25 protein-coding genes and 1 riboswitch are annotated in these 25,687 nt (G+C 38.3%); of the genes, 9 read left to right on the forward strand and 16 right to left on the reverse strand.

Annotated elements, in window-relative coordinates:
• Window positions 1-380: 380 nt before the first annotated feature.
• From BN1068_RS21570 to BN1068_RS21590, 4 genes are all read left to right on the forward strand, one after another.
• Entirely contained in the window at window positions 381-1,727 is a 1,347-nt protein-coding gene (locus tag BN1068_RS21570) for a tetratricopeptide repeat protein (RefSeq protein ID WP_077604873.1), read from the forward strand.
• Between the two features lie 275 nt (window positions 1,728-2,002).
• Window positions 2,003-2,692, forward strand: a complete 690-nt coding sequence (locus BN1068_RS21575) for a GntR family transcriptional regulator (RefSeq protein WP_077604874.1) — start codon at window positions 2,003-2,005, stop codon at window positions 2,690-2,692.
• A 141-nt stretch (window positions 2,693-2,833) separates the two neighbouring features.
• Window positions 2,834-3,910 carry a tartrate dehydrogenase gene (locus tag BN1068_RS21580; protein ID WP_368483301.1) on the forward strand — a complete coding sequence of 359 codons (1,077 nt, stop codon included), beginning with the start codon at window positions 2,834-2,836 and terminating at the stop codon, window positions 3,908-3,910.
• A gap of 485 nt (window positions 3,911-4,395) precedes the next feature.
• Window positions 4,396-5,670, forward strand: a complete 1,275-nt coding sequence (locus BN1068_RS21590) for an SLC13 family permease (protein ID WP_077604877.1) — start codon at window positions 4,396-4,398, stop codon at window positions 5,668-5,670.
• A 71-nt stretch (window positions 5,671-5,741) separates the two neighbouring features.
• On the opposite strand, the gene BN1068_RS21595 is transcribed toward BN1068_RS21590, so the two are convergent.
• Together BN1068_RS21595 and BN1068_RS21600 are read right to left on the reverse strand one after the other, a co-directional pair.
• A complete protein-coding gene (locus BN1068_RS21595; protein ID WP_077604878.1) occupies window positions 5,742-7,124 on the reverse strand; it encodes a sodium/glutamate symporter in 1,383 nt (460 codons plus the stop codon).
• Window positions 7,125-7,149: 25 nt separating this feature from the next.
• The gene (locus BN1068_RS21600) at window positions 7,150-8,316 is read right to left on the reverse strand and encodes an alanine dehydrogenase (protein WP_077604879.1); all 1,167 of its coding nucleotides are present in this window, start codon (window positions 8,314-8,316) and stop codon (window positions 7,150-7,152) included.
• A 471-nt stretch (window positions 8,317-8,787) separates the two neighbouring features.
• Here BN1068_RS21600 and BN1068_RS21605 point away from each other — a divergent pair, with 471 nt between their 5' ends.
• Window positions 8,788-9,825, forward strand: coding sequence for a beta-carotene 15,15'-monooxygenase (locus BN1068_RS21605; protein WP_077604880.1), 1,038 nt, complete (start codon window positions 8,788-8,790; stop codon window positions 9,823-9,825).
• Window positions 9,826-9,894: 69 nt separating this feature from the next.
• Here BN1068_RS21605 and ytxJ read toward each other — a convergent pair whose 3' ends face one another.
• A complete protein-coding gene (gene ytxJ / locus BN1068_RS21610; RefSeq protein WP_077604881.1) occupies window positions 9,895-10,236 on the reverse strand; it encodes a bacillithiol system redox-active protein YtxJ in 342 nt (113 codons plus the stop codon).
• A 33-nt stretch (window positions 10,237-10,269) separates the two neighbouring features.
• Window positions 10,270-10,425: a glycine zipper domain-containing protein gene (locus BN1068_RS23780; RefSeq protein WP_175637225.1), complete on the reverse strand. Its 156-nt coding sequence runs from the start codon at window positions 10,423-10,425 to the stop codon at window positions 10,270-10,272.
• Window positions 10,426-10,627: 202 nt separating this feature from the next.
• On the opposite strand from BN1068_RS23780, the gene BN1068_RS21620 reads away from it, so the two are divergent.
• Window positions 10,628-11,311: a YjjG family noncanonical pyrimidine nucleotidase gene (locus BN1068_RS21620; protein ID WP_077604883.1), complete on the forward strand. Its 684-nt coding sequence runs from the start codon at window positions 10,628-10,630 to the stop codon at window positions 11,309-11,311.
• Between the two features lie 97 nt (window positions 11,312-11,408).
• Here the strand turns inward: BN1068_RS21620 and BN1068_RS21625 are convergent, their stop codons facing one another.
• The 8 genes from BN1068_RS21625 to BN1068_RS21660 all read right to left on the reverse strand — a co-directional run bounded on the left by BN1068_RS21625 (window position 11,409) and on the right by BN1068_RS21660 (window position 17,994).
• Window positions 11,409-12,386, reverse strand: coding sequence for a ring-cleaving dioxygenase (locus BN1068_RS21625; RefSeq protein ID WP_077604884.1), 978 nt, complete (start codon window positions 12,384-12,386; stop codon window positions 11,409-11,411).
• Between the two features lie 43 nt (window positions 12,387-12,429).
• Window positions 12,430-13,368 carry a ring-cleaving dioxygenase gene (locus tag BN1068_RS21630; RefSeq protein WP_077604885.1) on the reverse strand — a complete coding sequence of 313 codons (939 nt, stop codon included), beginning with the start codon at window positions 13,366-13,368 and terminating at the stop codon, window positions 12,430-12,432.
• Between the two features lie 60 nt (window positions 13,369-13,428).
• The gene (locus tag BN1068_RS21635; protein ID WP_077604886.1) at window positions 13,429-13,866 is read right to left on the reverse strand and encodes a MarR family winged helix-turn-helix transcriptional regulator; all 438 of its coding nucleotides are present in this window, start codon (window positions 13,864-13,866) and stop codon (window positions 13,429-13,431) included.
• A 180-nt stretch (window positions 13,867-14,046) separates the two neighbouring features.
• Complete coding sequence (gene ribH / locus BN1068_RS21640) at window positions 14,047-14,514, reverse strand: 6,7-dimethyl-8-ribityllumazine synthase (RefSeq protein ID WP_077604887.1); 468 nt, start codon at window positions 14,512-14,514, stop codon at window positions 14,047-14,049.
• A gap of 2 nt (window positions 14,515-14,516) precedes the next feature.
• Window positions 14,517-15,716: a bifunctional 3,4-dihydroxy-2-butanone-4-phosphate synthase/GTP cyclohydrolase II gene (locus tag BN1068_RS21645; protein WP_077604888.1), complete on the reverse strand. Its 1,200-nt coding sequence runs from the start codon at window positions 15,714-15,716 to the stop codon at window positions 14,517-14,519.
• Between the two features lie 10 nt (window positions 15,717-15,726).
• Window positions 15,727-16,353 carry a riboflavin synthase gene (locus tag BN1068_RS21650; RefSeq protein ID WP_077604889.1) on the reverse strand — a complete coding sequence of 209 codons (627 nt, stop codon included), beginning with the start codon at window positions 16,351-16,353 and terminating at the stop codon, window positions 15,727-15,729.
• Window positions 16,286-17,413 (reverse strand): bifunctional diaminohydroxyphosphoribosylaminopyrimidine deaminase/5-amino-6-(5-phosphoribosylamino)uracil reductase RibD, encoded by a 1,128-nt coding sequence (ribD, locus tag BN1068_RS21655; RefSeq protein WP_077604890.1) that lies wholly within the window; start codon window positions 17,411-17,413, stop codon window positions 16,286-16,288. The genes BN1068_RS21650 and ribD overlap by 68 nt, the downstream gene beginning before the upstream one ends.
• A 140-nt stretch (window positions 17,414-17,553) precedes the next feature.
• Window positions 17,554-17,691, reverse strand: a riboswitch (FMN riboswitch).
• Between the two features lie 108 nt (window positions 17,692-17,799).
• Window positions 17,800-17,994: a hypothetical protein gene (locus tag BN1068_RS21660; RefSeq protein WP_077604891.1), complete on the reverse strand. Its 195-nt coding sequence runs from the start codon at window positions 17,992-17,994 to the stop codon at window positions 17,800-17,802.
• 468 nt (window positions 17,995-18,462) lie between these two features.
• Here BN1068_RS21660 and BN1068_RS21665 point away from each other — a divergent pair, with 468 nt between their 5' ends.
• Window positions 18,463-19,998, forward strand: coding sequence for a BCCT family transporter (locus BN1068_RS21665; RefSeq protein WP_077604892.1), 1,536 nt, complete (start codon window positions 18,463-18,465; stop codon window positions 19,996-19,998).
• Between the two features lie 175 nt (window positions 19,999-20,173).
• On the opposite strand, the gene BN1068_RS21670 is transcribed toward BN1068_RS21665, so the two are convergent.
• Together BN1068_RS21670 and aroA are read right to left on the reverse strand one after the other, a co-directional pair.
• Window positions 20,174-20,695 carry a helicase gene (locus BN1068_RS21670; RefSeq protein ID WP_077604893.1) on the reverse strand — a complete coding sequence of 174 codons (522 nt, stop codon included), beginning with the start codon at window positions 20,693-20,695 and terminating at the stop codon, window positions 20,174-20,176.
• A gap of 119 nt (window positions 20,696-20,814) precedes the next feature.
• On the reverse strand, window positions 20,815-22,161 hold the full coding sequence (gene aroA / locus BN1068_RS21675; protein ID WP_077604894.1) for a 3-phosphoshikimate 1-carboxyvinyltransferase: 1,347 nt from the start codon (window positions 22,159-22,161) through the stop codon (window positions 20,815-20,817).
• A 106-nt stretch (window positions 22,162-22,267) separates the two neighbouring features.
• On the opposite strand from aroA, the gene BN1068_RS21680 reads away from it, so the two are divergent.
• Window positions 22,268-23,143, forward strand: coding sequence for a LysR family transcriptional regulator (locus BN1068_RS21680; RefSeq protein WP_254846850.1), 876 nt, complete (start codon window positions 22,268-22,270; stop codon window positions 23,141-23,143).
• A 166-nt stretch (window positions 23,144-23,309) separates the two neighbouring features.
• Here the strand turns inward: BN1068_RS21680 and BN1068_RS21685 are convergent, their stop codons facing one another.
• The gene (locus tag BN1068_RS21685) at window positions 23,310-24,149 is read right to left on the reverse strand and encodes a DUF4037 domain-containing protein (protein ID WP_077604895.1); all 840 of its coding nucleotides are present in this window, start codon (window positions 24,147-24,149) and stop codon (window positions 23,310-23,312) included.
• 152 nt (window positions 24,150-24,301) lie between these two features.
• Between BN1068_RS21685 and BN1068_RS21690 the strand changes: the two genes are divergently transcribed.
• Window positions 24,302-24,928 (forward strand): histidine phosphatase family protein, encoded by a 627-nt coding sequence (locus tag BN1068_RS21690; RefSeq protein ID WP_077604896.1) that lies wholly within the window; start codon window positions 24,302-24,304, stop codon window positions 24,926-24,928.
• 92 nt (window positions 24,929-25,020) lie between these two features.
• On the opposite strand, the gene BN1068_RS21695 is transcribed toward BN1068_RS21690, so the two are convergent.
• Entirely contained in the window at window positions 25,021-25,560 is a 540-nt protein-coding gene (locus tag BN1068_RS21695) for a GNAT family N-acetyltransferase (protein WP_397334322.1), read from the reverse strand.
• Window positions 25,561-25,687 lie beyond the last annotated feature (127 nt).

Below are 25,687 nucleotides of genomic sequence, written 5' to 3' on the forward strand. Positions count from 1 at the left end.
ATTTTAATTATGTCTCCGTTGCTTCTTTAAATATATCATTTTTAGATAATGTACTCAATCTATCCTAAAGTAGAGAACCTGCTGCTCAACATATTATAAACTAATGAATACATCTCAATCTTATCTGTCTTCCTGTTTATTCCTGATGCTTATTTCAGCCATGTTCTTGCTAGATTCGAAAAGAAAAGCTACAATTAGAAACGGAATAAAAGCTGGATTCTTCTTATGACAGCTATCGCTTTATAAAGAATACAGCCTTTTAAAATAAGACAACAAGCTCCTTCTATCCTATATAGAAGGATTTTATTAGTTTATAAAGATAAAGGATACAGCAATATACTTTATCCTTTTTTGACCGTAAATAATGAGGAGTTATCAATATGAGTAAAGTAAAGAACGAAAGCTATTATAAGATTCTTGGTACAACAGCAAATATTGGTCAGGCAAGAATCGGGGAAAAATACCTGGAGGCTTTAGAGAAACATCCGCAGGAAGCCGATCCGGAAGGCTATGCTAAAGTGCAGGAAGCTTACGAGATTTTAAATGATCCGGAGAAAAGAGCTGCCTATGATACTGCCCGCAAAAATGGCAAGAAGACAGACAAGCAAACGAAAAAAACGGATGCAGCTGTGTCTGTAAATGAGGAGCAAAATAATACATCTGCAGCAGACTCAGAAGCAAATGAAGCCAAACAGTTTGATGAGGCGGAGCAATTAATCATTGCTGCTAAGAAAGCAATGGATAACGACGATAACAAAAAGGCCTTTGAAATCTATAAAAAATTAAATCAGCTCGTACCTGACAGTGGAGAAATTAAGTTCAAGCTGTTAAAACTGGCAAGTCTAAATGATGATGTCGATGAGATGGAAAAGATTTTTTCAGAAATCATTCCTCTTACTGCAAGCGATGAAGAACTGCAGGTTATCTATACTTTAAAAGCCGATATTTATCAAAATAACGGTTATCCGGATATGGCTATTGAAACATATCAAAGCTTATTGGACAGATTTTCTGAACAAACAGCCATGTTCGCTCCAGCACTTGCACATCTCTATATCCAAACAGACCAGTTTGATAAAGCGATGTATTTAATGGAACAATCCCAGCCAACAGAAGTGGATGATACCAAAACAAAATCAGCATTTTATTTATCCTGGATTAATATCATTATTACCACAGAAAAACGGGCTGTATTACCTAAGGTATTATCAAAATTTAAAAAGCATCTGAAAAATATCTCTGATGAAGACGATTTAAAAAAATTGCAAGATGAACTGATGGAACAATATATGTATTTTCATAAAGGGGCTTTATTTCAAGAGGCTGAAATTTACATCGACTTGGCCGGCATCATTACGCAGAATAAAAATAGTGACGTAAAAAAAGCGCATCACGAAACAAAAAAACAAGCACGGCTGCAAAAAGAGATCACCAAGCTCTCCCGGGATTTACATGCTTATCAGCTGCTTTATTACAGAGCATATGAATGGTTCTATTCCGGAAAAATAGCGGCAACTAAAATAATTGCGGTCATCAATGAACTGCCTGCTTATCTCAGACAGCAGCTTGAGGGTGACAAAGAGAGCTATGCTGCAGGTATCCTGCAATTGAAGAAAAAATATCCGCTTATTTATAAAACCTATCAGGATAAGTGGGACAGCCTGTTTGAACAATTAACTGAAGGGCTCAGCCGCCAGGAGAAAAGAAATTTACGGAAAAAGAAATAATCTGTTTCCCATCATACCAGCCGGAAGCCTTCACAACTAACTATCTGTTGAAGGTTACGGCTTTCTTTTTTAAGTTAAATGAGATTTTATCAGTTATTTTATTATATAAAAATTGTTTAAACACACATTACAAAAGAAAAATGCTGAAATTACATTCCCTCTTCTGCTTCCCGCAGCATCTCTAGTATAATAAGATTATGCTGCCTGAAATCAGTAAATATCCTGTGAGTAATACAGCTGTTATTTATTTCATCTGATCTTAAAGGAGTGGTTTTATGGAATACCCATTGCATAAAATAAAAGAAACCATTAGCCATATTGAAGATTATAAACTACCCCAGCAAGCTTATTTAATACTTAAATCCGCTATCCGGGAATTAATACTGTCGCCGGGAAGCATGTTTTTAGAACGTGAAATAACAGCATTTTTAGAAATGAGCAGAACGCCTGTAAGAGAAGCCTTTGTCCGTCTGGAAACGGAAGGATTAATACGCCTGGTTCCCCGTAAAGGATTTGTTGTAGAGCCTATACGCCCGGAAGATTTGCAAGAAATCTACAGTGTTATCGTAGCGCTTGACGGGATCGCAGCTGAAGCCGCTACAGAACATGCAACATACAAAGATATTCAAAAGCTGCAGCATATGATTGATGAACAACTGGAAGCATTGGACCATGAAGATTTAGAACGCTGGTCAAAGCTGGACGATTTATTCCATCGCCGAATTTTAAAATTAGCTTCCAATCAAAGGCTGTCTAATACTTATGAAACATTCGATGACCAATGTCACCGGGCCAGACTTTATACGATTCATCAAAGACCCTTGCCTACACAATCGATTCAGGAGCATAAAGCGATTGTTGCCTGCATGATCGCCAACAATGAGCAAGCCGCAAAATATGTTATGCAAGAGCATCGAAATAGATCACATATTGAAATTTTAAATGTTCTACGCAAAGAAAAATAGAGCAGAGAATCCGTCTCTGCTCTATTTTTAATGAATACATTAATAAAGTTATTTATATAAAAATATTTAATTTTAATATTTTATTGACATTAACGTATACATTGTTTAAGATATACATAACTTAATAAAGGGGGAAGCGTGATGACAAAAACGTTTAAACTTGCAGTAATTCCAGGAGATGGTATTGGGAAAGAGGTAATTGCAGCGGGTATGAAAGTATTGAGTTACCTGGAGGAACAATCAAACGATAAATTCAAATTTGAAAGCGATTACTTCGATTGGGGAAGTGATTACTATATAGAACATGGGAGCATGATTCCAGAAGATGGTGTAGAAACTTTAAAAGATTATGATGCGATTTATTTTGGAGCTGTCGGTGACCCTCGTGTTCCGGATCATGTCAGTTTATGGGGACTGCGTATAGCTATTTGTCAAGGTCTGGATCAATGGGCAAATATCAGACCGGTTGAATTTTTGCCAGGAGTTCAGCATCGTATTGCCCATCCAGATCCGGAAAGTCTCAATTGGATCCTAGTACGAGAAAATTCAGAAGGTGAATACTCTGGGATTGGCGGAAGAAATTTCAGTGCACGCCCTGACGAAAGAGAAGTAGCAATTCAATCTTCCATTTTTACAGAGTATGGTTGCGAACGTATTATCCGCTTTGCATTCGATCTTGCGCGCACAAGAAAAAGAAAGAAAGTAACCAGTGTTACAAAAAGTAATGCACAACAATACGGAATGGTTTTATGGGATGAGGTATTTGAACGTGTCAGTAAAGAATATCCGGATGTAGAGACTGACCAATGGCTTGTGGATGCGATGGCGGCTCAATTTGTACTTAATCCAGAAAGCCTTGAAGTCGTAGTAGCATCTAATTTATTCGCTGATATTCTATCCGATTTGGGAAGTGCTCTGGCAGGGAGTCTGGGTATTGCATCGAGTGCTAACCTGCAGGTTGATAAGCGCTTCCCGAGCATGTTCGAATCTGTACATGGATCAGCTCCGGATATCGCCGGAAAAGGTGTAGCCAACCCAATTGGTACCATTGCCAGCGCTGCTTTAATGCTGGAAGACTTAGGACTTCACGAAGAAGCAAGTAATCTACATGAAGCTATACGCCGGACAACCGCACAAGGAATTATTACTCGCGATATTGGCGGAACAAGTAATACCGAAGAAATTACAAATGCAATTATTAATAATCTGACGTTATAATTTAGTTCCAATATTTTAAACCTGACCAATGATAAAGGGTGCTGAGATAGATGTATCTGAGTACCTTTTTTCAAAAGAAGGGATTGCCTGAAAGTATCAATTGCTGTAGATTCTTTTAATGGATGACCTATAATTCTTTCAAACAAGAGAAATCCAGGGCATATAACTACATACTTGTGAGCAAAACAATTATGCATGCATTAGAACATGAAGCAGTTAATGCTGTTATTATTCTTGGCGACAGACAGTACAACAATTGTATGGGTACCGGTATACTGAACCTCTTTTATGAAAGCGATATCAAAATATACTTATCTATTATTTTTTTCATACAAATTATAATACAAGCTATGCAATTATTACCAGTATAGATAAATATCAAGTACATATCGCAACAAATGGCCTCCTTCCTGATATGGTCAATGGAGCAGGCTCACCAATTTTCAACTTATAAAACTGTTATTCTTTAGGAGGAATTATATTATATGAGCCCTGAAATGATTACTTTGCTATTTTTAATATTCGCTATTGTTATGTTTGCTTTAGAAAAGATTCCACTGCCTATCACAGCAATGATTGTGGCAGTTGGGTTAATATTAACCGGTGTTTTGGATCCTAGTGAGGCTTTTAGCGGGTTTGTTAATAATAATGTATTGCTGTTTATAGCTATGTTTATTGTTGGAGCAGCTTTTTTTGAGACAGGAATGGCTCAAAAATTTGGAAGTATTATTACAAGGTTTGCAAAAACAGAGCGGATGTTAATCGCCGTTATTATGGTAATTACAGGTCTTATGTCTGGTCTCTTATCAAACACAGGAACAGCAGCTGTTTTCATTCCTGTCATCATTGGTATAGCAGCAAAATCAGGGTTTGCCAGGTCAAGACTTCTTCTTCCTTTAATATTTGCAGCAGCTATGGGCGGAAACTTAAGTCTAATTGGCGCTCCCGGAAATATGATTGCCCAATCTGCCTTACAGGATATCGAATTATCATTTGGATTTTTCGAATATGCAAAAGTTGGGTTGCCTATATTAATTATTGGTATCTTGTATTTTTGCTTTTTTGGTTATCGTTTATTACCAAATAGAAAAGATGAGGCATTAGATGATAATTCTGTTTTTAATCAGCGGGTAGATTATTCGAATGTACCTAAATGGAAACAGTATATGTCCCTGATTGTCCTTATCTTAACTGTGTTGGCGATGATTTTGGAAGATGTTATCGGAATACCATTGCATGTCTCTGCATGGGTTGGTGCATTGATTTTAGTAGCAACCAGAGTTATTACAGAAAAAGCTGCCATGAAATCGATTGATATGAGCACAATTCTTTTGTTTGTCGGTTCTTTAGCATTAGCCACTGCAATTGACAGTACTGGTGCTGGCGCAACGATTGCCCATTCGCTAATCGGCCTTTTAGGTGATACACCATCACCGTATTTATTGTTATTCTTAATTTTGGCAATATCCGCTGTGATGACAAACTTTATGTCCAATACAGCAACTACTGCTTTATTAGTTCCAATCAGTTTGTCGATTGCAAGCTCTATTGGGGCAGATCCAAGGGCTGTATTAATGGCAACCGTAATCGGAGGTTCTTTAGCATTTGCAACACCAATCGGTATGCCTGCAAATACAATGGTTTACGGGATAGGTGGATATAAATTCATAGACTATGTTAAAGCTGGAGCCCCACTGGTTTTAGTTTCAGTAATTGTTTCCATGGTATTGCTTCCTATTCTCTTTCCATTTTATCCTTAATGTAAAAAAAGAAGGCCGGACTCTTATTGAATCCAGTCTTCTTCTTTTCTACTACTCTATCTTCAAAAACATCATTCATCCTTATCCACTGGAACAGGCGGCCGGTCCCCAAGCGGAATCTTCCAGTACCACCATTTAAATATTCTTGCTATGATAATACAGGCAACTGAAATCGCTAAATAGATTCCAACAAACGCCCAATGCTGGCCTGTCATCAGCATAATTGGTCCTGCTGACCACGCAAATAGCTCCAGAGGAGTGTTTAACGGTCCAACAATCGCTGTATCTGTCAATGTTTTTGATTTATTGTTCGGGTCAATCACTCTTAATAATGTAAGCCCAATGGCAAAGACACCCGTGGAGTAGCCATATACAAAGATAGAGCGCTCAAACCAGCTTTCATAGTTCATACCGGGGCCGAAAAACATAAGTGTCAACACAATGACAACTAGGCCGGAAAGCATTAATAATGTTAAAGGCAGCCAGTACTCTCTGACAACCGGCAGCTGGATTGATGCAACACCAAAAAATACAAGATAATCTGTTGCAGAACTGCCGATACGGTCCACTACTTTACTGTCTACATATTTATAGATACCTTTTTTCCCTCTTCCCAGAACTAGATACATCAGCAGTGCGATAATAAATGCAATCGTAAATGTCGGGAATTCTAAATTCCAGGTTTCTGCAATATAGTTATTCAATAAATATCCTAAACCGGCAGGAACCACTAATAACGCTACATGAAAAGCCAGCGGGTCGAGCGCAATAGGCGAAACCGTATCATCACCCATCGATGTCCGATTTTCAGGCTTGACCAATCCTGTTTTTAAATCCTCTGATATCTCTGAAAAGTCCTTTACATACTGGGTATAACCTTTTCTTGTCGCCCATTTGATAAAAATAAGCCCGCCAAAAATACCAATCAGCATCCCGCCGGTGGCTGCTGTCATGCCTAAATCGGTTGCATTCTCCCAGCCCAGGTTCTCAAAAGTTGTCCCTATTGCTGCAGCCGTTCCATGTCCCCCATAGAACCCGGCGGCCAGCAGTAATCCAAACCCATAATTAATCTCCGGAATAAATTTTGAAATAACAATAATTGCAAAAATAATTGGAATAGACATTTGAAGCGCAATACCGAGAATCTTATAAATGGCATATGCGCCCATCCGGTTAAGGTCTTTCTTCATGTTGCCCGGAGAAAAGGAAAAACCGTTAATCCCCACCGCTGCAAATACTAATATGGTAATTACACCCGCATAGGACCCAATATTTTCGGAAAGCGGCAAAACATTTAAAAAGCTTGGTCCCAGAGCCAGCCCCAGAAATCCTGCCAGCAGACTCGCCGGAATAAAGCTTCTTTGAATAAATTTCAATTTAGCTCTCAGGAACATCCCTAATAGAATAAGAATACTCGCACAGGCAAAATCTACTAATAATGTATTTATCGTCATCTAGTTTCCCCTTTTCCTGGTTACATTAAAGCTCTATAAAATTTGTCGATCTTGTCGGCGTTGCCGGCGGTGCAAAATCAAGTTTTTCATCTTGTATATGCAATACATCTTCAGGCCGGGCCCAAGGCCGATCTTGAATCGCACTCGTTTCCTCGTGTGTGAGATACCCTTTATAAGCCGTTAAGCTTCTTCTTAAAAAGCCATCGCGGATACATGCATCTTTGACGCCATTATTTAAAATAGAACGTAAATGGGGCAATACCGAAGCTGCATAAGCAACAGATGTAGAATTGGCAATTGCTCCCGGAATATTACTCACACAATAATGAACCACACCATTTTCAATATAGGTAGGATCCTCATGTGTCGTTTCACGGAAGGACTCAATCGCACCATCTGCATCATTACTAATATCAACAAGTACAGAGCCCTTCTCCATTAAATGAAGCATATCACGATCAATTAAGAAATCTTTATTTTCCTTTGGCCACTTCACACAATTAATCACCATATCAGTTTCAGGAAGCAGTTTTTTTATATTTTGCTTTGTAGACAGCTGAGTGTTTACTTTTTCGTTATATGTCTTGCCAATATCTCTAAGTACACCGTAATTTACGTCCATTACGGTGCACCATGCGCCCAAGGATTGCAGCACCTGCAATGCAGATCGTCCTACCAATCCGCCGCCCAGAATCAATACTTTCATACCGGGAGCACCAGCAAGCCCGCTGACAAATTTTCCTTTCCCGCCATTAATGGTCAGCATGGCATTTAACCCCATTAATGCTCCCTGCTTTCCTGCTGCTTCACAGTTAACAGAGCCAAAGCGATGTGAATCCTCTGCTGTAAAGGCAATGCTCTTGCTGTCAAGAATAGCCTGTACCTGCTCCGGATGTGCTGCCGGATGGATACATGTATAGATAATCTGGTTTTCTCTTAATAATCCGTACTCACTTTCTTCAATTTCCTTCACCTTGGCGAGAAAATCACAGCGTTTGTACATCTCCTCAATGGAGTCAACAATTTCAGCACCTTCCTGCTCATATTGTTCATCGGTAAAGCCCGCTGATAAACCTGCATCTTTTTGGACTAAAACAGTATGTCCATCTTCTTTAATAGTGGCTGCCTCGACAGGAGTTAATACCACACGATATTCTCCTGCTTTATTGTCCTTTAACACACCAAAAATCATTTGTATTCCTCCAATATCTTTGTAAAGACTGTTTCCATGACATGTTTTTAGGCTGTCAATCACCTGAATCATGTGATTTTAATTGCTAAACGAATCTTATAATTTATATCCTTGTCTTTAAATGTCGATTTAATTATTATATCAATTATTTCAGTCAGTATCTAATTATTTTTTATCTCCATGCAGATGGAGGAGATACGGAATGGAAACATTCTGCTGCCTGTTATATCACTAAATTTTGCCCATACTTAAGAAAACTAGTTTGTTGTGTCAGGCCTTCCCAAAAGCTGTCATCTATTTATTCGGATTTCTCTATTTCTTTTTAATACAGTAAATTCACAAAATTGTAACAGTAACTAAAGAATAAATCTAAATAAACTGCTCCCCATATACTTCAATTAACATTCACTTTATAATTGAAGTATCGAAATATTAAGAAACCACTTCTTTTTAACAAGGGAGGTTCTACAAATGTACATTATTCAAAAAGGAAAGTACCTATGGCTCCTGATGCTGGCATTCATTTTAAGCAGTAATTACATTCTGTATCAGACAGCAATAGGAGCTGATATTTTACCGCCGGAAGCTAACCTGGTCGTGTTAGGCTCGCTAATTGATCTGATTATTATAGGACCAATATTTTTCATGCTTTACAGAAAGAAATTCTCCATGAAAACAGCCATTTTATTTGCAGCAGCTGGCTGTATACTGGCGAGGCTTTTTATTCCTGCTCATTTATTAGGACCTTTTACAACAATTACCTGGGTTGGTATAGCTGTTGAAGGTGCATTGATTACTTTTGAGCTTTTATTTGTTATTGCCTTTTTTCGATATCTGCCTAAAGTGATAGAAAAGGTAAGGACAAGCACATTGCCGGTTATTTTTTCTTTCCCAAAAGCAGTAGACACCTATGTAAAGAGTAACCCGATTATTCACGTGATCTGTTCGGAATCTTTATTGTTTTATTACGCATTATGCAGCTGGAGAAAGGCACCTTCTGACGGGATAACACTTCATAAAAAATCAAGCTTTATCGCCTTACAAATAATGATGATCCATGCAATTATTATTGAAACTTTTGCTATTCACTGGTGGCTCCACAGCAAATCTGTTGTTATTTCTGTTGTTTTAATAATGCTTAATATCTATTCCGTTATCTTTATGGCAGCCTGTATTCAATCCGTCCGTCTTCATCCAATATATACGGATGAAAAAGCGATGTATATATCATTTGGAATAGTAAAACGGGTAAAAATCAATTTTCAGGATATTGAGAGCGTGATAGAGGACGATACCGTTTTGAAGAGTAAAATATCAAAGGATACCATTGATTTTATAGCAAGGGATTTTGAACAGGTTTATCCGGATATGATTATAAAAATGAAAAAACCAGTCACCGCAACGGTATTTATGGGAATTCAAAAAGAATATGCAAAGATTGCCATTAAATCAGATGATCCAGACAAATTGAAATCAATTATTTTAAATAAAATGAGTAATGAGGCTTGAAAACAGAAGCATAAATAACTCCTGAAAGAAGCTGTATACTTCTGCAGGAGTTATTTTTATATCGTGTTGTTATCCCAGCCTGCTGACTTCTTTCTCGATATTGGACTTCGTTATCTTCCAATGAGATGTATGCCATATTACTTGCAGTTGATGAATAAGAAAAATTTGAGGAGATTTATGCGTAACGCTTGTATCCTCAGCTATCTGATTAGATACATCTCTGTTTTCAATGACTTTCACCAGATAATAAGCTGCTTTATCAGCCGCGGGTAAAGTTTTGACGTGCTTCCATGCTCTCGCACTAATCATACATGATGTACTATGCTTAAAGATAATGATGGGTGTATCCATTGAGCGATTCCAGATTTCATTCCACTGCGCCAGCGTTGTCAATTCATCCATCTGCTTCATACATAAGCCCCTCCCTTATTTACTTTAATCTTATTATGACCGTCTATTATCAAAAATGAAACCAAGTACAAAACCGCAAACTACGCCAACAGCAATGCCGATTGCAAGCTGATCAACAGCTACTCCTATACTCGTACCAATTGCAATACCAAGAACAATTCCCAGGCTGCGAAATTTTGATTTACTCATGCCCAGGCTCCTTTCCTTTTTCAGCACAGTTCCATTTTGATATAAATTATCTTACATACGGTTTTGGCAAAGATAAGGTTCCCTTTAGACTTATTAAAAAAAGCAGCTTCCTTTTCAACGCCCGGCAATCGTAACTTTTCTTCATTATTGCTATAATGAAGAAGCGATATTTATAATGATGGAATGAAAGGAAGTACATAAAATGAAATATGATGTGATCTTTTTTGATATAGATGATACACTATTTGATTTTGGCAAATCAGAAAAAGCAGCTTTACATAAAACATTTGAAGCCTTTGGATTGCCTGAGGGACTTGCAGATTACCGGGAAAGCTATCGTGAAATCAGTAATGTGCTGTGGAGAGAACTGGAGCAGGGAAAACTGCCGATAACGAAATTGGGTGTGGAGCGTTTCAGAAGACTGTTTGAAGCGTATAGCCTTCAAATTGATGGAGCAGATTTTAACCACGCTTATCTCAAAAATTTAGGAAAAGAAATCTATTTGGTAGACGGTGCTGCAACGTTATTTGATTCCCTTCCCGGGCAGCGTTCAGCAATTATCACCAATGGCTTTAAGCATGTGCAGCTGTCTAAGCTGGGAAATTCTCCGCTTCAGAATGTTTTTGAAGAGGTTATTATTTCAGAGGAAACAGGTTTTCAAAAGCCTGACAGTCGAATTTTTGATTATGCTTTTTCCAAATTGGGACTTACAGAAGAAGCGAGTGCATTAATGGTTGGTGACTCCTTAACATCTGACATACAGGGCGGGATAAATTTTGGAATGGATACATGCTGGTTTAACCCTGGACATAAAGATAATGCGATTGGTATCCAGCCAACGTATGAAATTAACCATTTAACGGAGCTTATTACCATTGCAAAATAAAAAAACAATCCAGGATAGACTTTTCTGCCTGCCCTGGATTCTTCATTAAATATAGCGATGTTCAATACTATATAGTAAGCTTTTTCATACCATACTTTTACTCTTTAACAAATTCTTTTGTACTTCTCACTGTATCAATTGGCCGTACTGCTTTTTCAATTTGCTCACGTTTGGCTTCCAAAAATGGCGGAAGAGACAGTTTTTCTCCAAGTGTTTCATAAGGCTCGTCTCCCATGAAACCAGGACCGTCTGTTGCAAATTCAAATAAAATTTGTGGTGCCACTCTTGCATATAGAGACTCGAAGAAATGTCGATTCACATAGCCGGATGTATTGAATCCAAAATCATTCATCCGGTTAATCCACTCTTCCAATACTGAACGGTCCTCTACACGGAACGCAGTATGATGTACTGTTCCATAGCCTTGGCGGGCTTGAGGAAGAATGGTATTATACTCTGCAATCACAGAAGCACCGTTTCCGCCTTCTCCAACTTCAAACAGATGGAAGGAGCCATCTTTTGCTGTTTCTTTAAACATTAACACTTTTTCCATCATTTCTTTAAAGTAATCAAAATTTGCAATTCGAACAAAGACAGGACCCAGGCCGGTAATCGCATATTCCAATGGAACCGGACCTTTTTGCCAAGGCGTACCTGCTTCCACTCCTTCATCCAGTTGGTCTGAAATTAATTGATATTGCTGATCATCAAAGTCAACAAAGGAAAGTGTTTTCTTACCAAATTGCTCTTGAATCCCTTTATGCTTCACCTCTAAACGATCAAAACGTTTTACCCAATAATCTAATGCGGCATCACTTGGTACGCGGAAGGACGTTTTAGAAATTTCATTTGTACCATGCACTCCCTTTGGAATACCGGGGAAATCAAAGAAAGTCATATCTGTACCGGCACTGCCTTTATCATCAGCAAAGAATAGATGGTACGTTTGAATATCATCCTGGTTCACTGTTTTTTTCACTAAACGCATGCCTAAAACATAAGTGAAAAATTCATAGTTCTTTTCTGCACTGCTTGTAATTGCTGTTACATGGTGGATTCCTTTTAATTGAATCATATTATTTTTCCTCCTGGAAATCGTTTTTATATTTTCTTTTTTATTATTCTATTGGAGCTAATTTCGCTTCAATTTCTGTCCGACGGTCTTCTAAAAATGGCGGTAAATCAAGTTTTTCTCCTAAATTCTCCACATCTCCATCAACGGTAAATCCCGGGCCATCTGTTGCAATTTCGAATAAAATACCATTGGATTCGCGGAAATATAAGCTTTTAAAATAGAAGCGGTCGACAATGCCGGATGAATGGAAACCGCGTGCTTTTACTTGTTCATCCCAAAATTTCAGCTCTTCATCATTTTTCACACGAATAGCTAAATGATGAATACTGCCACGGCCCGGTCTTTCGGATGGGCCTTCTAAATACTTCACAACGATTTCTCCAAAAACCTGACCCGGCATAGATTGGAAAATAGCTTCCCGCTCATTTCGGCTCACTTCTGTATAGCCAAGCATATCTGTTAATGTAGACGCCAGCTTATCCAGTCTCCTTACTGTTATTTCCACTGAGCCCATTCCCTGAATCTGGTGTTCAGCGGGAACATCTGATTTTTCCCATATTTCCCAGTGATCTACTTTTTCTCCATTTGCAACAATCAACACCATTTGCAGCCCTTCCGGATCTTCAAATTTCATCGCAGTGCGATTGGCATAGGTTGTTATTCCGCCATGCAGCACATTGTTCTTATCAAATCGCTCTTCCCAATAATGCAGACTCTCTTCTGATGGAACCAATAATCCAATTCGGGTAATTGCGTTTGTGCCTCTATGCGTATGGCCAACCATTGGAATCTCAAAAAAGGTTAACTCTGTACCGGGACTTCCTGTTTTATCACCGTAAAATAAATGGTACATGGAAGGATCGTCCTGATTCACCGTCATTTTCACACGACGTAAGGCAAGTACCTCACGATAAAATCTATTATTTTCGTTTGCGTTTTTTGTAACCATCGAAATATGATGGTGTCCTGGAATAGTATACATAAACCATTCCTCCTTCATCAGTTTACTAGTCAAGTTATGATTAAAAAAATAATAAAACTATTATTTTTTTAGTTTGCTTTCTGTATTCTTCTGCAGCTTTGACATAAGCATATATAATGTTCTTTGCTCTTCTTCTGTTAAACAATCATTGACAACAGAAGTTTGAAAAGCCAGCTGATGTTCAAAAACTTCCTCTATCTTAGCTTCTCCTTTTGCTGTCAGGCTGATCCATTTTGTTTTCCAATCCTGCTTCCGCTGGATATATCCTTCCTGTTCCAGTCTGCTAAGCATACGTGAAATGCCGCCCTCTGACACTGTCACCCGGGCAGCAAGCTCACTTTGGGTGAGAGGCTGATAAGACCAGATCTGGTTTAATACATCAAATTGGGCAACGGTAATATCAAATTGCTTTAGAAAGTCATTAGACAATAGATTGCTTTGATGCATAAAACGGGCAATACGCAGCCAAATTAATGAGCCAAGTGTATTTTTTTTCATCTGTCCCATCTCCCTTCGTTAATATCATTTTACACCTCAAGTGATTAAAATACAACCCTTTTTATCTTTAATTAAAGATATTTTTTTAAGAGACACATATTGGTTCATTTTATACCCATAAAAGAAAGAAGGCTCCCTTTTATGGATAACCTTCTTTCCGTGATATTTATTCATCTGCATTTAAGAGTAAATCAATTTATTTAATGACATCATTTCTAATAAACCAAGGGCAGCTTCTCCACCTTTATTCCCTGCTTTTGTACCAGCTCTCTCCAAAGCCTGTTCAATTGTCTCTGTGGTCAGAACACCAAATATAACCGGAATATCTGCATGCAGACCAATTTGTGCAATACCCTTGGCTGCTTCATTGCTGACCAGCTCATAATGTGTGGTTGCTCCGCGAATAACCGCTCCGAGTGTAATAATGCCATCATACTTTTTTGTTTTTTCTACCTGCTTTGTGATATATGGAAGCTCGAAAGCCCCTGGTACCCAATAAACATCCATATCCTCTTCTTTTACTCCATGCCTTTTTAAAATATCCTTGGCGCCTTCCAGTAATTTAGAAGTGATCAGCTCATTAAATCGTGAAACGGTTATGGCTACTTTCAACTGTTCTCCTTGAAACATTCCTTCATATACAGTCATAATCATTCTCCTTCAATAGATAATAAATGATGAAATTTATCTTTCTTTACTTTTAAATAGTGTTTATTTTCATGATAAATGGTTGTTTCTATCGAAATCCGTTCAGCCACATCAATACCATATTGCTGCAATTCCTTTACTTTATCTGGATTATTCGTCAGTAATCGGACTTTCGATATTCCTTCCTTTTTCAGCAGCCATGCAGCGATATCATAATGGCGTTCATCAGGCAAAAAGCCAAGAGAAACATTGGCTTCATAGGTGTCTGCACCCTGCTCCTGCAGTTCATACGTTTTTAATTTATTAAGCAGTCCTATTCCTCTTCCTTCCTGTCTCAAATACAGAATGGCGCCTCTGCCTTCAGCAGCAATCATTTGCATTGCTCTCTCCAGCTGCTCACCACAATCACAACGATGAGATCCGAAAATATCTCCAGTCAGGCATTCGGAATGTACTCTGACTAAGATCGGTTCTTCGCTGTCTTTGATTTGTCCCATGGATAATACAAGCTGGTCTTTTCCTTCTTTATCCTGATAAAGGGACAAATCGAAGTCTCCATGTTTTGTGGGCAGCTTCACTTTTGCATTTGCTTTGATACTGGAATAAGCCAGGTAATCAGCGAGTTCTTCTATGGTAATCAATGGCATATCCCATTCTGCCGCAATCTGTTTTAAATCCTGGAACCGGGCCATCGTTCCGTCTTCCCTTAAAATTTCACAAATATAGGCTGCTTCAGTATCTCCTGCCAGCTTCGCTAAATCCACTGCTGCCTCCGTATGACCTCTGCGCTCCAACACCCCGCCGTTCTTCGCTATTAACGGAAAAATATGCCCCGGCCTGTTGAAATCAGCCGCTTGACTATGAATATTTGCCAGCTCTTGAATTGTTTTTGCCCGCTCAAATGCAGAAATCCCTGTGGTTGTTTCCTTATGGTCGACACTGATAGTGAAAGCTGTTTGATATTCGTCTGTGTTCTCTTTGGTCATTTCCCACAAGTTTAGATTTTTAGCAATTTGTTCAGAGACAGGAGCGCAAATCAAACCCCTGGCATGCTTTGTCATAAAGTTTATTGTTTCTGCCGCAGCTTTACTGGAAAGTCCGACTAAATCACCTTCTGCCTCCCGGTTCTCGTCATCAGTAACAATAATTAATCGTCCCTGCTTCAAAGCTGAAACAGCTACTTCGATATTTTGTACCGTCATGTTTTCCCCTCTATTCTCCTGTGTATTTGCTTAATGCTTGATTTTTCCCCGCACCGATCATGGCTTTGATATATTTTCCAAGTATATCCGTTTCTATATTCACAAGTTCGCCCTGTTTTAACTGCCCCAGATTTGTATGATTCATGGAATAAGGAATAAGTGAAACACTAAATGATCCTGCTGTAACAGCTGATACAGTCAAGCTTGTTCCATTAATCGCTACAGATCCCTGGCCTACAATCTCTCCTTGTATTTGCGGCGGATAATAGAATGTAAGCATAATGGAATTCTCCTTCTTCACCTTTTTAATTAATCGCGTCGTTGTATCGACATGACCTGAAACAATATGCCCTTCCAAGCGTCCATTTGCAGACATTGCCCGTTCTAAATTTACCACCGCATGTACCTGTAAATCAGAAAATACCGATTTTTGAAATGTTTCCGGCATAATATCCACTGTAAAATCTGTGTCAGTTATTTCTATCGCAGTTAAGCAGACACCGTTGATTGCCATACTGTCGCCAATGTTATAATCCTGCAAAAGCCCTCTGGAGGCAGAGCATGTTAACTCAATATGCTGGCTCACTTTTTTGATTCGTTTGATTGTTCCTGTTTCCTGAATCAATCCTGTAAACATCCTTCTTCCCCTTCCTGCTGACTATTCGTATATCCTCACCAACTGCTTCCACACTCTGTAAAGTTAAGGGTACTGCAGATAAAACATTTCTATCACTGGAAAAGGCAGGTACTCCATTACCGCCAATCAGCTTGGGAGAGATATACGTAATTACCTCTTCAAACAGATTTTCTGCCAGGAAAGCATCATGAATTCTGCTCCCTCCTTCTACATAAACCGATTGAACCCCCTCGTTCTGCAAATACTCAATTACTTTTGAGATTGTCCAATGCTTGTCTGGCAGCAATCGTACATGCTCAGGCACATCATCTATAGCACTTGATGTTGTAAACACCCATACAGGAACAGTTTCTCTATAAATCTGATATTTCTCGAAATCCAATGTTTTTCCTCTCCGGTCCAGGATAATCCGAATAGGTGGGAAATCAGTAATTACATTCGGCAGCAGTTTGGGATTATCCGCTAAAATTGTCCCGCTTCCTGCCATAATAGCCTGGAAATATTGACGTTCTTCATGTACTGTTTTATATGTTTCTTCTCCAGTAAGATACGTCCGCTGCTTCGGATGGGCAGAAATTTTCCCATCCAGACTGACGGCCTGCTTTAATGCGATATAAGGATGCTGTCTCCTATGAAAATAGTTATAATGCTTATTCAATGCCTCTGCCTTCTCCTGCAATACACCGGAAATCACTTGTACCCCCTGTGATTCTAGATAGGCTTTTCCTTTACCAGCTACAACAGGATTAGGATCAAGCTGTGCAATCACAACCTTGGAAATGCCGTTCTTTATAATCATTTGGGTGCAGGGAGGCTGTTTTCCTGTATGATTACACGGCTCCAGCGTCACATACATTGTTGCACCAATTAAATCTTCGGGAGCTTCGCATTGGTCGACAGCCATTTTTTCTGCGTGCCTTTCACCGTATCTCTCATGAAATCCAGTAGCTAAAACAGTGTCATCTTTCACAATTACTGCACCGACTAAAGGATTGGTATATGTGTTTCCCTTCCCCAGTTTTGCGAGCTCTATCGCCTGCTCCATATACAGTGCTTCCATATGCTTCCTCCTTTCTTAAACCATAAAAAGCCCCGTGAAAACTCTTCACGGGGCATACTTAAATAAACCATGTCTATACACTGAAACAGATTTTTATGTACCTAAAAAGAATACACTTCTCCTGTTCATGTGCTGACTTAAGTTTTCTTCTCCCATCCAGACTTTAACTGTCGGCTCCAGAATCTCACTGGATCCACCGCTATACGCGGGTCACGGACTTCAAATCTCAATGATTTGTCACCGCCGGTCGGGAATTACACCCTGCCCCGAAGAATAATATATTCAATTAGTTTTTGTCCTTGTCTTTAACATGCTAATACGACTTTGTATAAGGATTTATTACAAATCAGCTGATTCTCAATATCCCGGGATACCCTAACGCCATATTAGCTAATAACCAGCCACATTTTTTCTTTGGCGGTTACATAGATATTATCAGTATAAAAAATAAAAATCAACCCGCTATTTTTATTAAAGTCAAACCTATTTATAACCGTATTTCTACAAAAACAAGTGAATTCTCCAATCATTCCACTGTCAGTACTCCACCTATATCTTATTTTCTCTGCAGCTCCCTTCAAGGTGTCACCCTCCTTTTCTAACACAATTAGCAAACATTTCTCAAAAAATCTCGCTTATTCACTAACAATTATTCAAAAAAGAGAGATTATTTTAAATAAGCATGTATGATTGACAACATATTAAAATTGTTTTAGGGTATAGAACGGTGGAATTATACTTCAACTGCTGGAGTATGATTCCACTATTTTGTTTTTACTGCATTTCTGTTTCATATTTCATGATAATAAACCAAACTAATATTTCGAGGAACTTTTCGCATTTCCTATCCGGAATGTTAGTTTTTAGACGTCAGATTGTTAATATCTATTTTTTCTCCCTATAAGAATTATTCCAAATAGGAATCTTACAGGAATTTCAATGTGATAAAAAAGTTATTATTCATTAGATAAAAATGGAATTCAGAGGAAGACTAAGAGGAAAAACAAAACAACCAGAAGTAAAATTAACAAAATGGAGGAAAAGTATTAATGGAAGGTTCAAATAGAAAGAAAACTTCACTGGATTTACCTACATTCTTTATAAGCGGCGGCGCATTGCTGTTATTTGTTGTATTCGCATGGATAAACGCTGATTTCGTTGCCGATATGGTTAATACGTTATTTGGATGGTCAGCTACTTATTTTGGAATGATTTATCAGATTGTCGTACTAGGAACATTTTTTATTGCCCTAATATTGGGCTTTTCGAAATATGGAAAAATTCGTTTAGGTAATATTGATAAGCCGGAAATGAGTACATTTAAATGGATTTCCATAATCATGTGTACATTATTAGCTGGAGGCGGCGTATTTTGGGCAGCAGCTGAACCGCTTAGTCATTTCCTGGAGGTCCCGCCTCATTTCTCTGGAATTGAAAATGCATCACCAGAAGCTGTTGTACCTGCACTTGCAATGAGCTTTGTTGATTGGGGCTTCTTATCATGGGCGATCTTAGGCACACTGGGAACAATTGTACTAATGTATTCCCATTATCATAAAGGGATGCCATTAAAGCCAAGATCATTGCTCTATCCAATCTTTGGCGAAAAAATAATCAAAAAAAGCGTGTTCGGAACCATTGTCGACGCTTTTGCAATTATTTCTGTTGCAGCCGGAACAATTGGACCGATTGGATTTCTAGGTTTACAGGCAGGCTATGGGTTAAGTACCATCACAAATCTGCCTAACACAATCACTGTTCATATAACTATTATTATTTTACTCGTTATTGCTGCAGCTATCTCTGCTGCTTCAGGACTTCATAGAGGTATTCAGATTTTGAGCAGCTTTAATGTCATTTTAGCAGTTGCATTAATTATAGGTGTCTTATTGCTTGGTCCAGGATCCTTTATCTTTAACAATTACTTTGAAGCATTTGGACTCTATATCAATGAATTTATTTCATTTAATACCTATCGGGGCGATGAAGCGTGGCTCAGCTTATGGACTGTGTTCTTCTTTGCCTGGTTTATTGGATATGGTCCAATGATGGCAGTCTTTTCAGCCCGCATTTCTCGCGGACGTACAATTCGTGAGCTTATAGTAGCTGTAGCAGTTATTGCTCCAGTCATTGCAACTTTCTGGTTTGCAGTTATCGGCGGGACAGGAATTTTCCAGGAGTTAAACATTCCCGGTTCCATTTCAACTGCCTTGAATGAAGCAGGACAACCAGCTGCAATGATGGCAATTACCGAACAATTGCCGCTTGGAACAATCTTTGGTTTCCTATTTTTATTAGCTACCATCATTTTTGTATTAACGACGACAGATTCCATGTCATTAACTATTTCTATGGCAATTTCCGGTGATGGACATCCGCCAAGATGGTTAAGAGTGTTTTATGCGCTCGTTATGGGCTTAGTAGCTATTGTATTAGTATCAGTAGGCGAAAATAGTGTCAATGCATTACAGTCATTTATCGTGGTAACCGCTGTTCCAGTCGTATTCTTATTGTTAACAACCTTCTGGACAGCACCAAAAGTATGTAAAGAGATGTATCATGATCAGAGGCACAAAATGAAGTAACAAATCTACGGCATCATTGAATCTGTCTATTTGCATTTAAACCCAAAATAAGCAGAAAGCATTTTGGAAAACAGACAGCTCACTTGCATTTTAAAACAGCTTTTCTTTAATTCTTTTAGAGAAAAGCTGTTTTTATATTGTGCTAACAGGTTTTATATAGCTTACAAATAAATTATTATTCGTTAATACAAAATATAAAATGATCATCCGGCTTCCAAACATGTTCTTCATCCGCAATATACCCGCGCAGCCATAAGTCCCCTTGGATCCGGCGAAGATAAAAGCCTTTTGGAACTTCCAGATCCTCACTCAGAATTTCTGATGCTATTGTTATCGAGCCATAAGGTGCCTGATTTTCAAGCTGTTGTTCAACATATCCTTCTCTTTGATTAAAATACGCCAGCCTTATATAGGGAGCTGACTCAAGCGGGCATAGATTCAGTTGAAGGTCAGCAGCCTTGCTGAATAGCTCTGATGTCACAGCTCCATCAATAAAACCAAGATCCTTTACAGTGACTTCAACAACCTTAACTTGATACTGTTCTTTAGATACCTTAAAGTAATCACTGGCTATCAGCTTCCCGGCAAGCTCATTTAAAAGTATGTTATTTTCTTTCATTTTTTGAATTAATTCCGGTTTAGTATAACCGCCTGCTTCAATTATTTTTATTTTAGGATTGTAGTCCTCTTTGGTCATGAACTGATCCTCCTTACTATCTTTGTAAAACCAATTGATTTATCATAACATAATGTTAAGAATATTGTGTTATGATAATTTTAAATATTATTAGATATAGTAGGCTGTTATTATTCACCTCATTCCCTCGCTACACCTAACCCCAGCTCCTCCAAAAATGAAAAATATCCCGGAAATGTTTTAGACACACAGCCCGGGTCATTTAACTGAATTCCTTCAACCTTTGATCCGATCAGCGCCAATGCCATCGCAACCCGATGATCATCATAGGTGTTTAGACAAGCTGGTTTTGGAGTCCCCGGATAGACTTTTAGCCCCTCCTCAAATTCCTCTGTCCGAATTCCCAGTTCCTTTAATGCCCCACAAATAACACTTATCCGGTCGGATTCATGATGACGGATATGGGCAACGTCCTTAATAGTAATCGGGCTATCAGCGAATGGTGCAATTGCTGCTAAAGTTAACGCCTGATCAGATATCTCCTTCATGGATATTTCAAAACCGCCTTTTAATTGTGCAGTACCTTCCAGCTCAATAAGGGAAGCACCTTTTATAACCTTGCACCCCATATTTTCAAAAACATCCAGCATCTGAATATCTGGCTGCTTTGTCTTCTCTGTTAAGCCATTTATTCGTATTCTCCCATTTGTCACCGCAGCCAGTGCAAAAAAATAGCAGGCCGCAGAAGCATCTGACTCCAGCTGAATATCTTTCGCTTTGTATGGCTGCGGGTTTATAACGATTTGCTGCAGTGCATTGTCATACTGCACATCTGCACCAAATTCTTTCATTAGATCCAGGGTTAAAAAGACATAAGCATGTTGGACAATTTCATCCTTGATAGTTACTCTTGTCGTTTCATTAAAATATGGTGCTGCAATTAACACTCCGCTGATAAATTGACTGGATATCGAGCCTGAAAGACTTACTTCTCCGCCTTTTACATCTTTCCCTTTGATACGTAACGGATAATAATCCTTTTTTGCCAAATAGTCGATATCAGCACCGAGCTGTCTCAAGGCATGGATAAGCGGCGCAATCGGCCTTTTGCTCATACTTTGACTTGCTTCCAGCTCCCACTCTCCTTCCCGGGAGGCTGCCAATGCTCCCGGCAGAAATCTTGCAATCGTTCCTGCTGCACCAATATATATATCATTTGACCTGAAATGACCGCTGCTTCCTTCAATATACGCTATATCATCCTGCAGCTCAGTCCCCACTCCTAATTGCTTTAAAACCTCGATACACCAGTACGAATCATCACTTTTTAAAATACCGCTCACTTTAGACTTACCAGCCGCCAGAGCACTCATTATAAGAGCTCTGTTCGTCAGACTTTTGCTCCCTGGAATGGTGATAGCAGCCTCTATTCCTTGCTTGGCAGGTGAAATTGTGATCTTATTTACCCCATTTAAAGCCGCCCAAGGACTTCTTGCTTTTACATCAAACGTACGACCTTCCTCCATCTTTATTCTCTCCTCTGCTAGATGCTGTTTGTTATTCATTATAATCAGGGTTATGATATAAATGAAATTAATATTTCTAACAGCAGCTATAGGTGGTATCTATATCATGAATACAGACTTGTACCGCGTATTTTTTATAACAGCAATCGAAAAAAATTTTAGTAAAGCAGCAAAACGGCTTTTTATTACACAGCCGAGCGTCAGTCATTCCATAAAACTATTGGAAAATGAGCTGGGCATCCAGCTGTTTACCAGAACATCAAAGGGAGTCTTGCTTACAAAGGAAGGCGAAGTGTTATTTGGTTATCTCAAACAAGCGTTTGATTTAATTGATAATGCAGAACAGAAAATAGCGGAAATGAAAAACTTGCAGAGCGGCTCTGTTACAATCGGAGGAAGTGATTCAACCTGCAAGCACTATTTGCTGCCCTATGTCCAAAGCTTCCAGGAGTTGTATCCTGATATCCAAATTAAGCTGCAGCATGGCTCTACACCACAGATTTTGGATAAATTGGAAAATGGGTTAATTGATATTGGCATCGTTCACCTGCCAGTTCATCAAAGCAATGCTTCCATAACGGATTTTTTAAGTATTAACAGCACATTTGTTGTCGGGGAAAGGTTTCAACACCTGACAGGAGAAATGCTTTCTTTGTCGGAAATACAAGCATATCCGATTATTTCTTTTTCAGAAGCAAGCAACTCCAGAAAATTCCTTCATCAGCTTTTTCTAAAGCAAAATCTGGAGGTCAAACCGGATATCGAAGTTGGCAGCGTGGAATTATTAATTGAATGCGCCAAAATTGGCATGGGTGTTGCATTTGTGACTAAAGAACTGGTGTTAAAGGAGCTGGCTGAAAAACAATTATTTGAGGTGCACATTGATGAGATTATTGAAAAAAGAAAAATTGGATTGGCAACCAAGAAAGACGCTTCTTTATCATTGGCAGCTGACAAGTTTTTAAATCATTTGTTAGCATGACTTGATTGCATATAATTAACAAAAGCTCATTATTATCATTAAGTACAATCGTTGCTGCAGATACGATATGCTTTGGCGGTGCGAAGGCTTCTGGTTTATTTTGTCCCAATAATCTTCCTCCTCATCCAATATATCTTAAACATTCCCCTATTTATACAGCCCGCTCTTATTCTTTTCCTTGCTCAGGCCGTAAAAATAGGGATTTGTCAATAACTGATGAAATATCTATTTGCGGGTATTCACATTGTATAAGCTGGTAAACATCCTGCACGATACTTTCTAATCCGCTCAGAGAAGCTGCTGGTTCCCCCAGAAAAACAGTCTCCAGTCGATTATGTATATTTTCAGGAGTTATCATCATTGATTCCAATGTCTGCTTTTGCCATTTAAAAGCAGGATGATGCACATATTGTTTATTTAACCCAGACAGCATTCCCATGATGTTTGTTTGCACATCTGTTATTACCTTATACAGCATCAGCCAGTCTTTACGATTTAGTAAAGCTTCCCGATTCGTCCAGCTATTACTTAAATACATATATTCTTTTATCATTGCAATACTTAATTCATCCGGATACTGTTTTATCTTTTCCTTCAGCTGTTTAATAAGTGATTCGCCGCCTAGTGGCACCCCATCATATACAGCCGCTGCAAGACATTGCTTATATACATCCGGATTAAAAGATACAACAACATCATCTATGATGCCTTCTATGCTGGTTGTTAAAAAATTACTTATTTCTAATTTTATTCCCTCAGCAATATAGCTTTCTGACCATTCCTCTTCTTCGTAAGGGTAAAAATCAATAACTTCCCCTGCCAGCTTGGTAATAGGAAATTTTCTATCCTCATCCGTCGGAGATTCGTTCCAAAAAATAAATAGCTCAATATCTGAATAAGAATCATGCCAGTTTTTGGACACGGAACCACCTAATACAACCGCTTCTACTTTTGGGTTTAATTGATAAACTTTTGCAGCTTTGGCTGCTAAAATATTTAAATCCATGCTATCACCTCCATACATTATTTAAAAATATCTTCACACTTCATTTATTATTATCATCTATCATTCTTCCACAAATATAATGATAATTCCTTCTAATGAGAATAAAGTTTATAATAAAATAGATTCTATTCACTAATTGGGAGGGAAAATGCATGAGCAATATTACCTTAATACAGCATTGTCAATCGGAGCATCATGTAAATAACATGTCAGGCGGATGGACGGATACCCCTTTAACAGATCTAGGAAGAAAACAAGCAAAATCGATAGGTGACAAATTACAAAAATCAGCAGCTGATGATGCAGAGTATGCTCTTTATTCATCCGATTTATTAAGAGCGGCACAAACTGCAGAAATCATTGGCAAGAGGATTAACCTCGAAGTCATACAAGATAAAGAACTCCGAGAAATAAATACCGGCGTTGCAGCTGGAAAAACAAAGGATTGGGCAAAAGCTCACAGGCAACCAAGAAAAAACAGCGGCATCGATTTAGATTATCGGGCATTTCAAAACGGAGAAACGAAGAGAGAGTTTTATCACCGTGTTTGTCACTGTATGAATAATATCTATGATAGAGAAAAAGAGAAAAATATCTTTATCGTCACACATGGTGGTACTCTGGGATATATCACAGCCTGGTGGATGAAATTCACACCCGAAATGATTATAAATGCATATTTTTCTTCATCGGCTGGCGGTATTACTGTTCTTGGTCAAAATCATTATCACCAAAGAGTTATACATAAGTTTAATGACACCTCTCATTTTCCTGATTAGATAAATAAAAATTTCAATATAAATACAAGATGATTGTTTGTTCGATGCAATCATTTTGTATTTATATCATTTACAATCCAGTTTACTATTTATCAATCTATGAACTTCCCCATCAGCACTGTATTATAGTAGTTTCCATCCGATAATCTTTTATCTTTCTTTAATATACCTTCTGTTTCAAAACCATACTTTTCATACAACTTTATCGCTTTATCATTCGTTTCAAGAACACTCAAATTTATTTTCTTTAGCCCATTAAATTCGGCCCATTGAATCGATTCTTTTAAAAGATTTTGTCCAATAGCATACCCCCAATATTCCTTTAGTACACAGACTCCGAACTCTACCTGATGAGAGGTTCTTTTTAATGTATTACCTTCGCATCTTGAGAATCCCGTAATTTCCCCATCCACTTCAGCTACTAAAAATAAATTGTTCGGACTCTCCGTATCATTTTTAATGATATGTTTAAAGCCGGCTTCATCTATGTAGGCCTCGCCTCTCTCCCTATCCATATTTTCTGTTTCTCCATCAATTTGTAATCTGATAGCAGATAACCTTTTTGCATCTTTTTCTTCAGCAGTTCTTATTAGATAATGTACGTTTCGGACATGATATTTTTTCTGATTCATTCCCACAATAACTCTCTCCGTTCATTCTGTTTATTAAAAAGTTCTTATGTTCCACTATTATATACCTTCATCCTTGGATTATTTTTAAAAGAGTAATTGCTAAATTTATATTCTATTAAACTTTTAT

Origin of the sequence: Oceanobacillus sojae (assembly GCF_900162665.1) — a bacterium.
GTDB lineage: Bacteria > Bacillota > Bacilli > Bacillales > Amphibacillaceae > Oceanobacillus > Oceanobacillus sojae_A.

Excerpts from the sequence above, each read along its gene's own strand:
- BN1068_RS21570 (WP_077604873.1), top strand. The coding sequence starts at position 381 with ATGAGTAAAGTAAAGAACGAAAGCTATTATAAGATTCTTGGTACAACA.
- BN1068_RS21575 (WP_077604874.1), top strand. The coding sequence starts at position 2,003 with ATGGAATACCCATTGCATAAAATAAAAGAAACCATTAGCCATATTGAA.
- BN1068_RS21580 (WP_368483301.1), top strand. The coding sequence starts at position 2,834 with ATGACAAAAACGTTTAAACTTGCAGTAATTCCAGGAGATGGTATTGGG.
- BN1068_RS21590 (WP_077604877.1), top strand. The coding sequence starts at position 4,396 with ATGAGCCCTGAAATGATTACTTTGCTATTTTTAATATTCGCTATTGTT.
- BN1068_RS21595 (WP_077604878.1), bottom strand. The coding sequence starts at position 7,124 with ATGACGATAAATACATTATTAGTAGATTTTGCCTGTGCGAGTATTCTT.
- BN1068_RS21600 (WP_077604879.1), bottom strand. The coding sequence starts at position 8,316 with ATGATTTTTGGTGTGTTAAAGGACAATAAAGCAGGAGAATATCGTGTG.
- BN1068_RS21605 (WP_077604880.1), top strand. The coding sequence starts at position 8,788 with ATGTACATTATTCAAAAAGGAAAGTACCTATGGCTCCTGATGCTGGCA.
- ytxJ (WP_077604881.1), bottom strand. The coding sequence starts at position 10,236 with ATGAAGCAGATGGATGAATTGACAACGCTGGCGCAGTGGAATGAAATC.
- BN1068_RS23780 (WP_175637225.1), bottom strand. The coding sequence starts at position 10,425 with ATGAGTAAATCAAAATTTCGCAGCCTGGGAATTGTTCTTGGTATTGCA.
- BN1068_RS21620 (WP_077604883.1), top strand. The coding sequence starts at position 10,628 with ATGAAATATGATGTGATCTTTTTTGATATAGATGATACACTATTTGAT.
- BN1068_RS21625 (WP_077604884.1), bottom strand. The coding sequence starts at position 12,386 with ATGATTCAATTAAAAGGAATCCACCATGTAACAGCAATTACAAGCAGT.
- BN1068_RS21630 (WP_077604885.1), bottom strand. The coding sequence starts at position 13,368 with ATGTATACTATTCCAGGACACCATCATATTTCGATGGTTACAAAAAAC.
- BN1068_RS21635 (WP_077604886.1), bottom strand. The coding sequence starts at position 13,866 with ATGAAAAAAAATACACTTGGCTCATTAATTTGGCTGCGTATTGCCCGT.
- ribH (WP_077604887.1), bottom strand. The coding sequence starts at position 14,514 with ATGACTGTATATGAAGGAATGTTTCAAGGAGAACAGTTGAAAGTAGCC.
- BN1068_RS21645 (WP_077604888.1), bottom strand. The coding sequence starts at position 15,716 with ATGACGGTACAAAATATCGAAGTAGCTGTTTCAGCTTTGAAGCAGGGA.
- BN1068_RS21650 (WP_077604889.1), bottom strand. The coding sequence starts at position 16,353 with ATGTTTACAGGATTGATTCAGGAAACAGGAACAATCAAACGAATCAAA.
- ribD (WP_077604890.1), bottom strand. The coding sequence starts at position 17,413 with ATGGAAGCACTGTATATGGAGCAGGCGATAGAGCTCGCAAAACTGGGG.
- BN1068_RS21665 (WP_077604892.1), top strand. The coding sequence starts at position 18,463 with ATGGAAGGTTCAAATAGAAAGAAAACTTCACTGGATTTACCTACATTC.
- BN1068_RS21670 (WP_077604893.1), bottom strand. The coding sequence starts at position 20,695 with ATGACCAAAGAGGACTACAATCCTAAAATAAAAATAATTGAAGCAGGC.
- aroA (WP_077604894.1), bottom strand. The coding sequence starts at position 22,161 with ATGGAGGAAGGTCGTACGTTTGATGTAAAAGCAAGAAGTCCTTGGGCG.
- BN1068_RS21680 (WP_254846850.1), top strand. The coding sequence starts at position 22,268 with ATGAATACAGACTTGTACCGCGTATTTTTTATAACAGCAATCGAAAAA.
- BN1068_RS21685 (WP_077604895.1), bottom strand. The coding sequence starts at position 24,149 with ATGGATTTAAATATTTTAGCAGCCAAAGCTGCAAAAGTTTATCAATTA.
- BN1068_RS21690 (WP_077604896.1), top strand. The coding sequence starts at position 24,302 with ATGAGCAATATTACCTTAATACAGCATTGTCAATCGGAGCATCATGTA.
- BN1068_RS21695 (WP_397334322.1), bottom strand. The coding sequence starts at position 25,560 with ATGAATCAGAAAAAATATCATGTCCGAAACGTACATTATCTAATAAGA.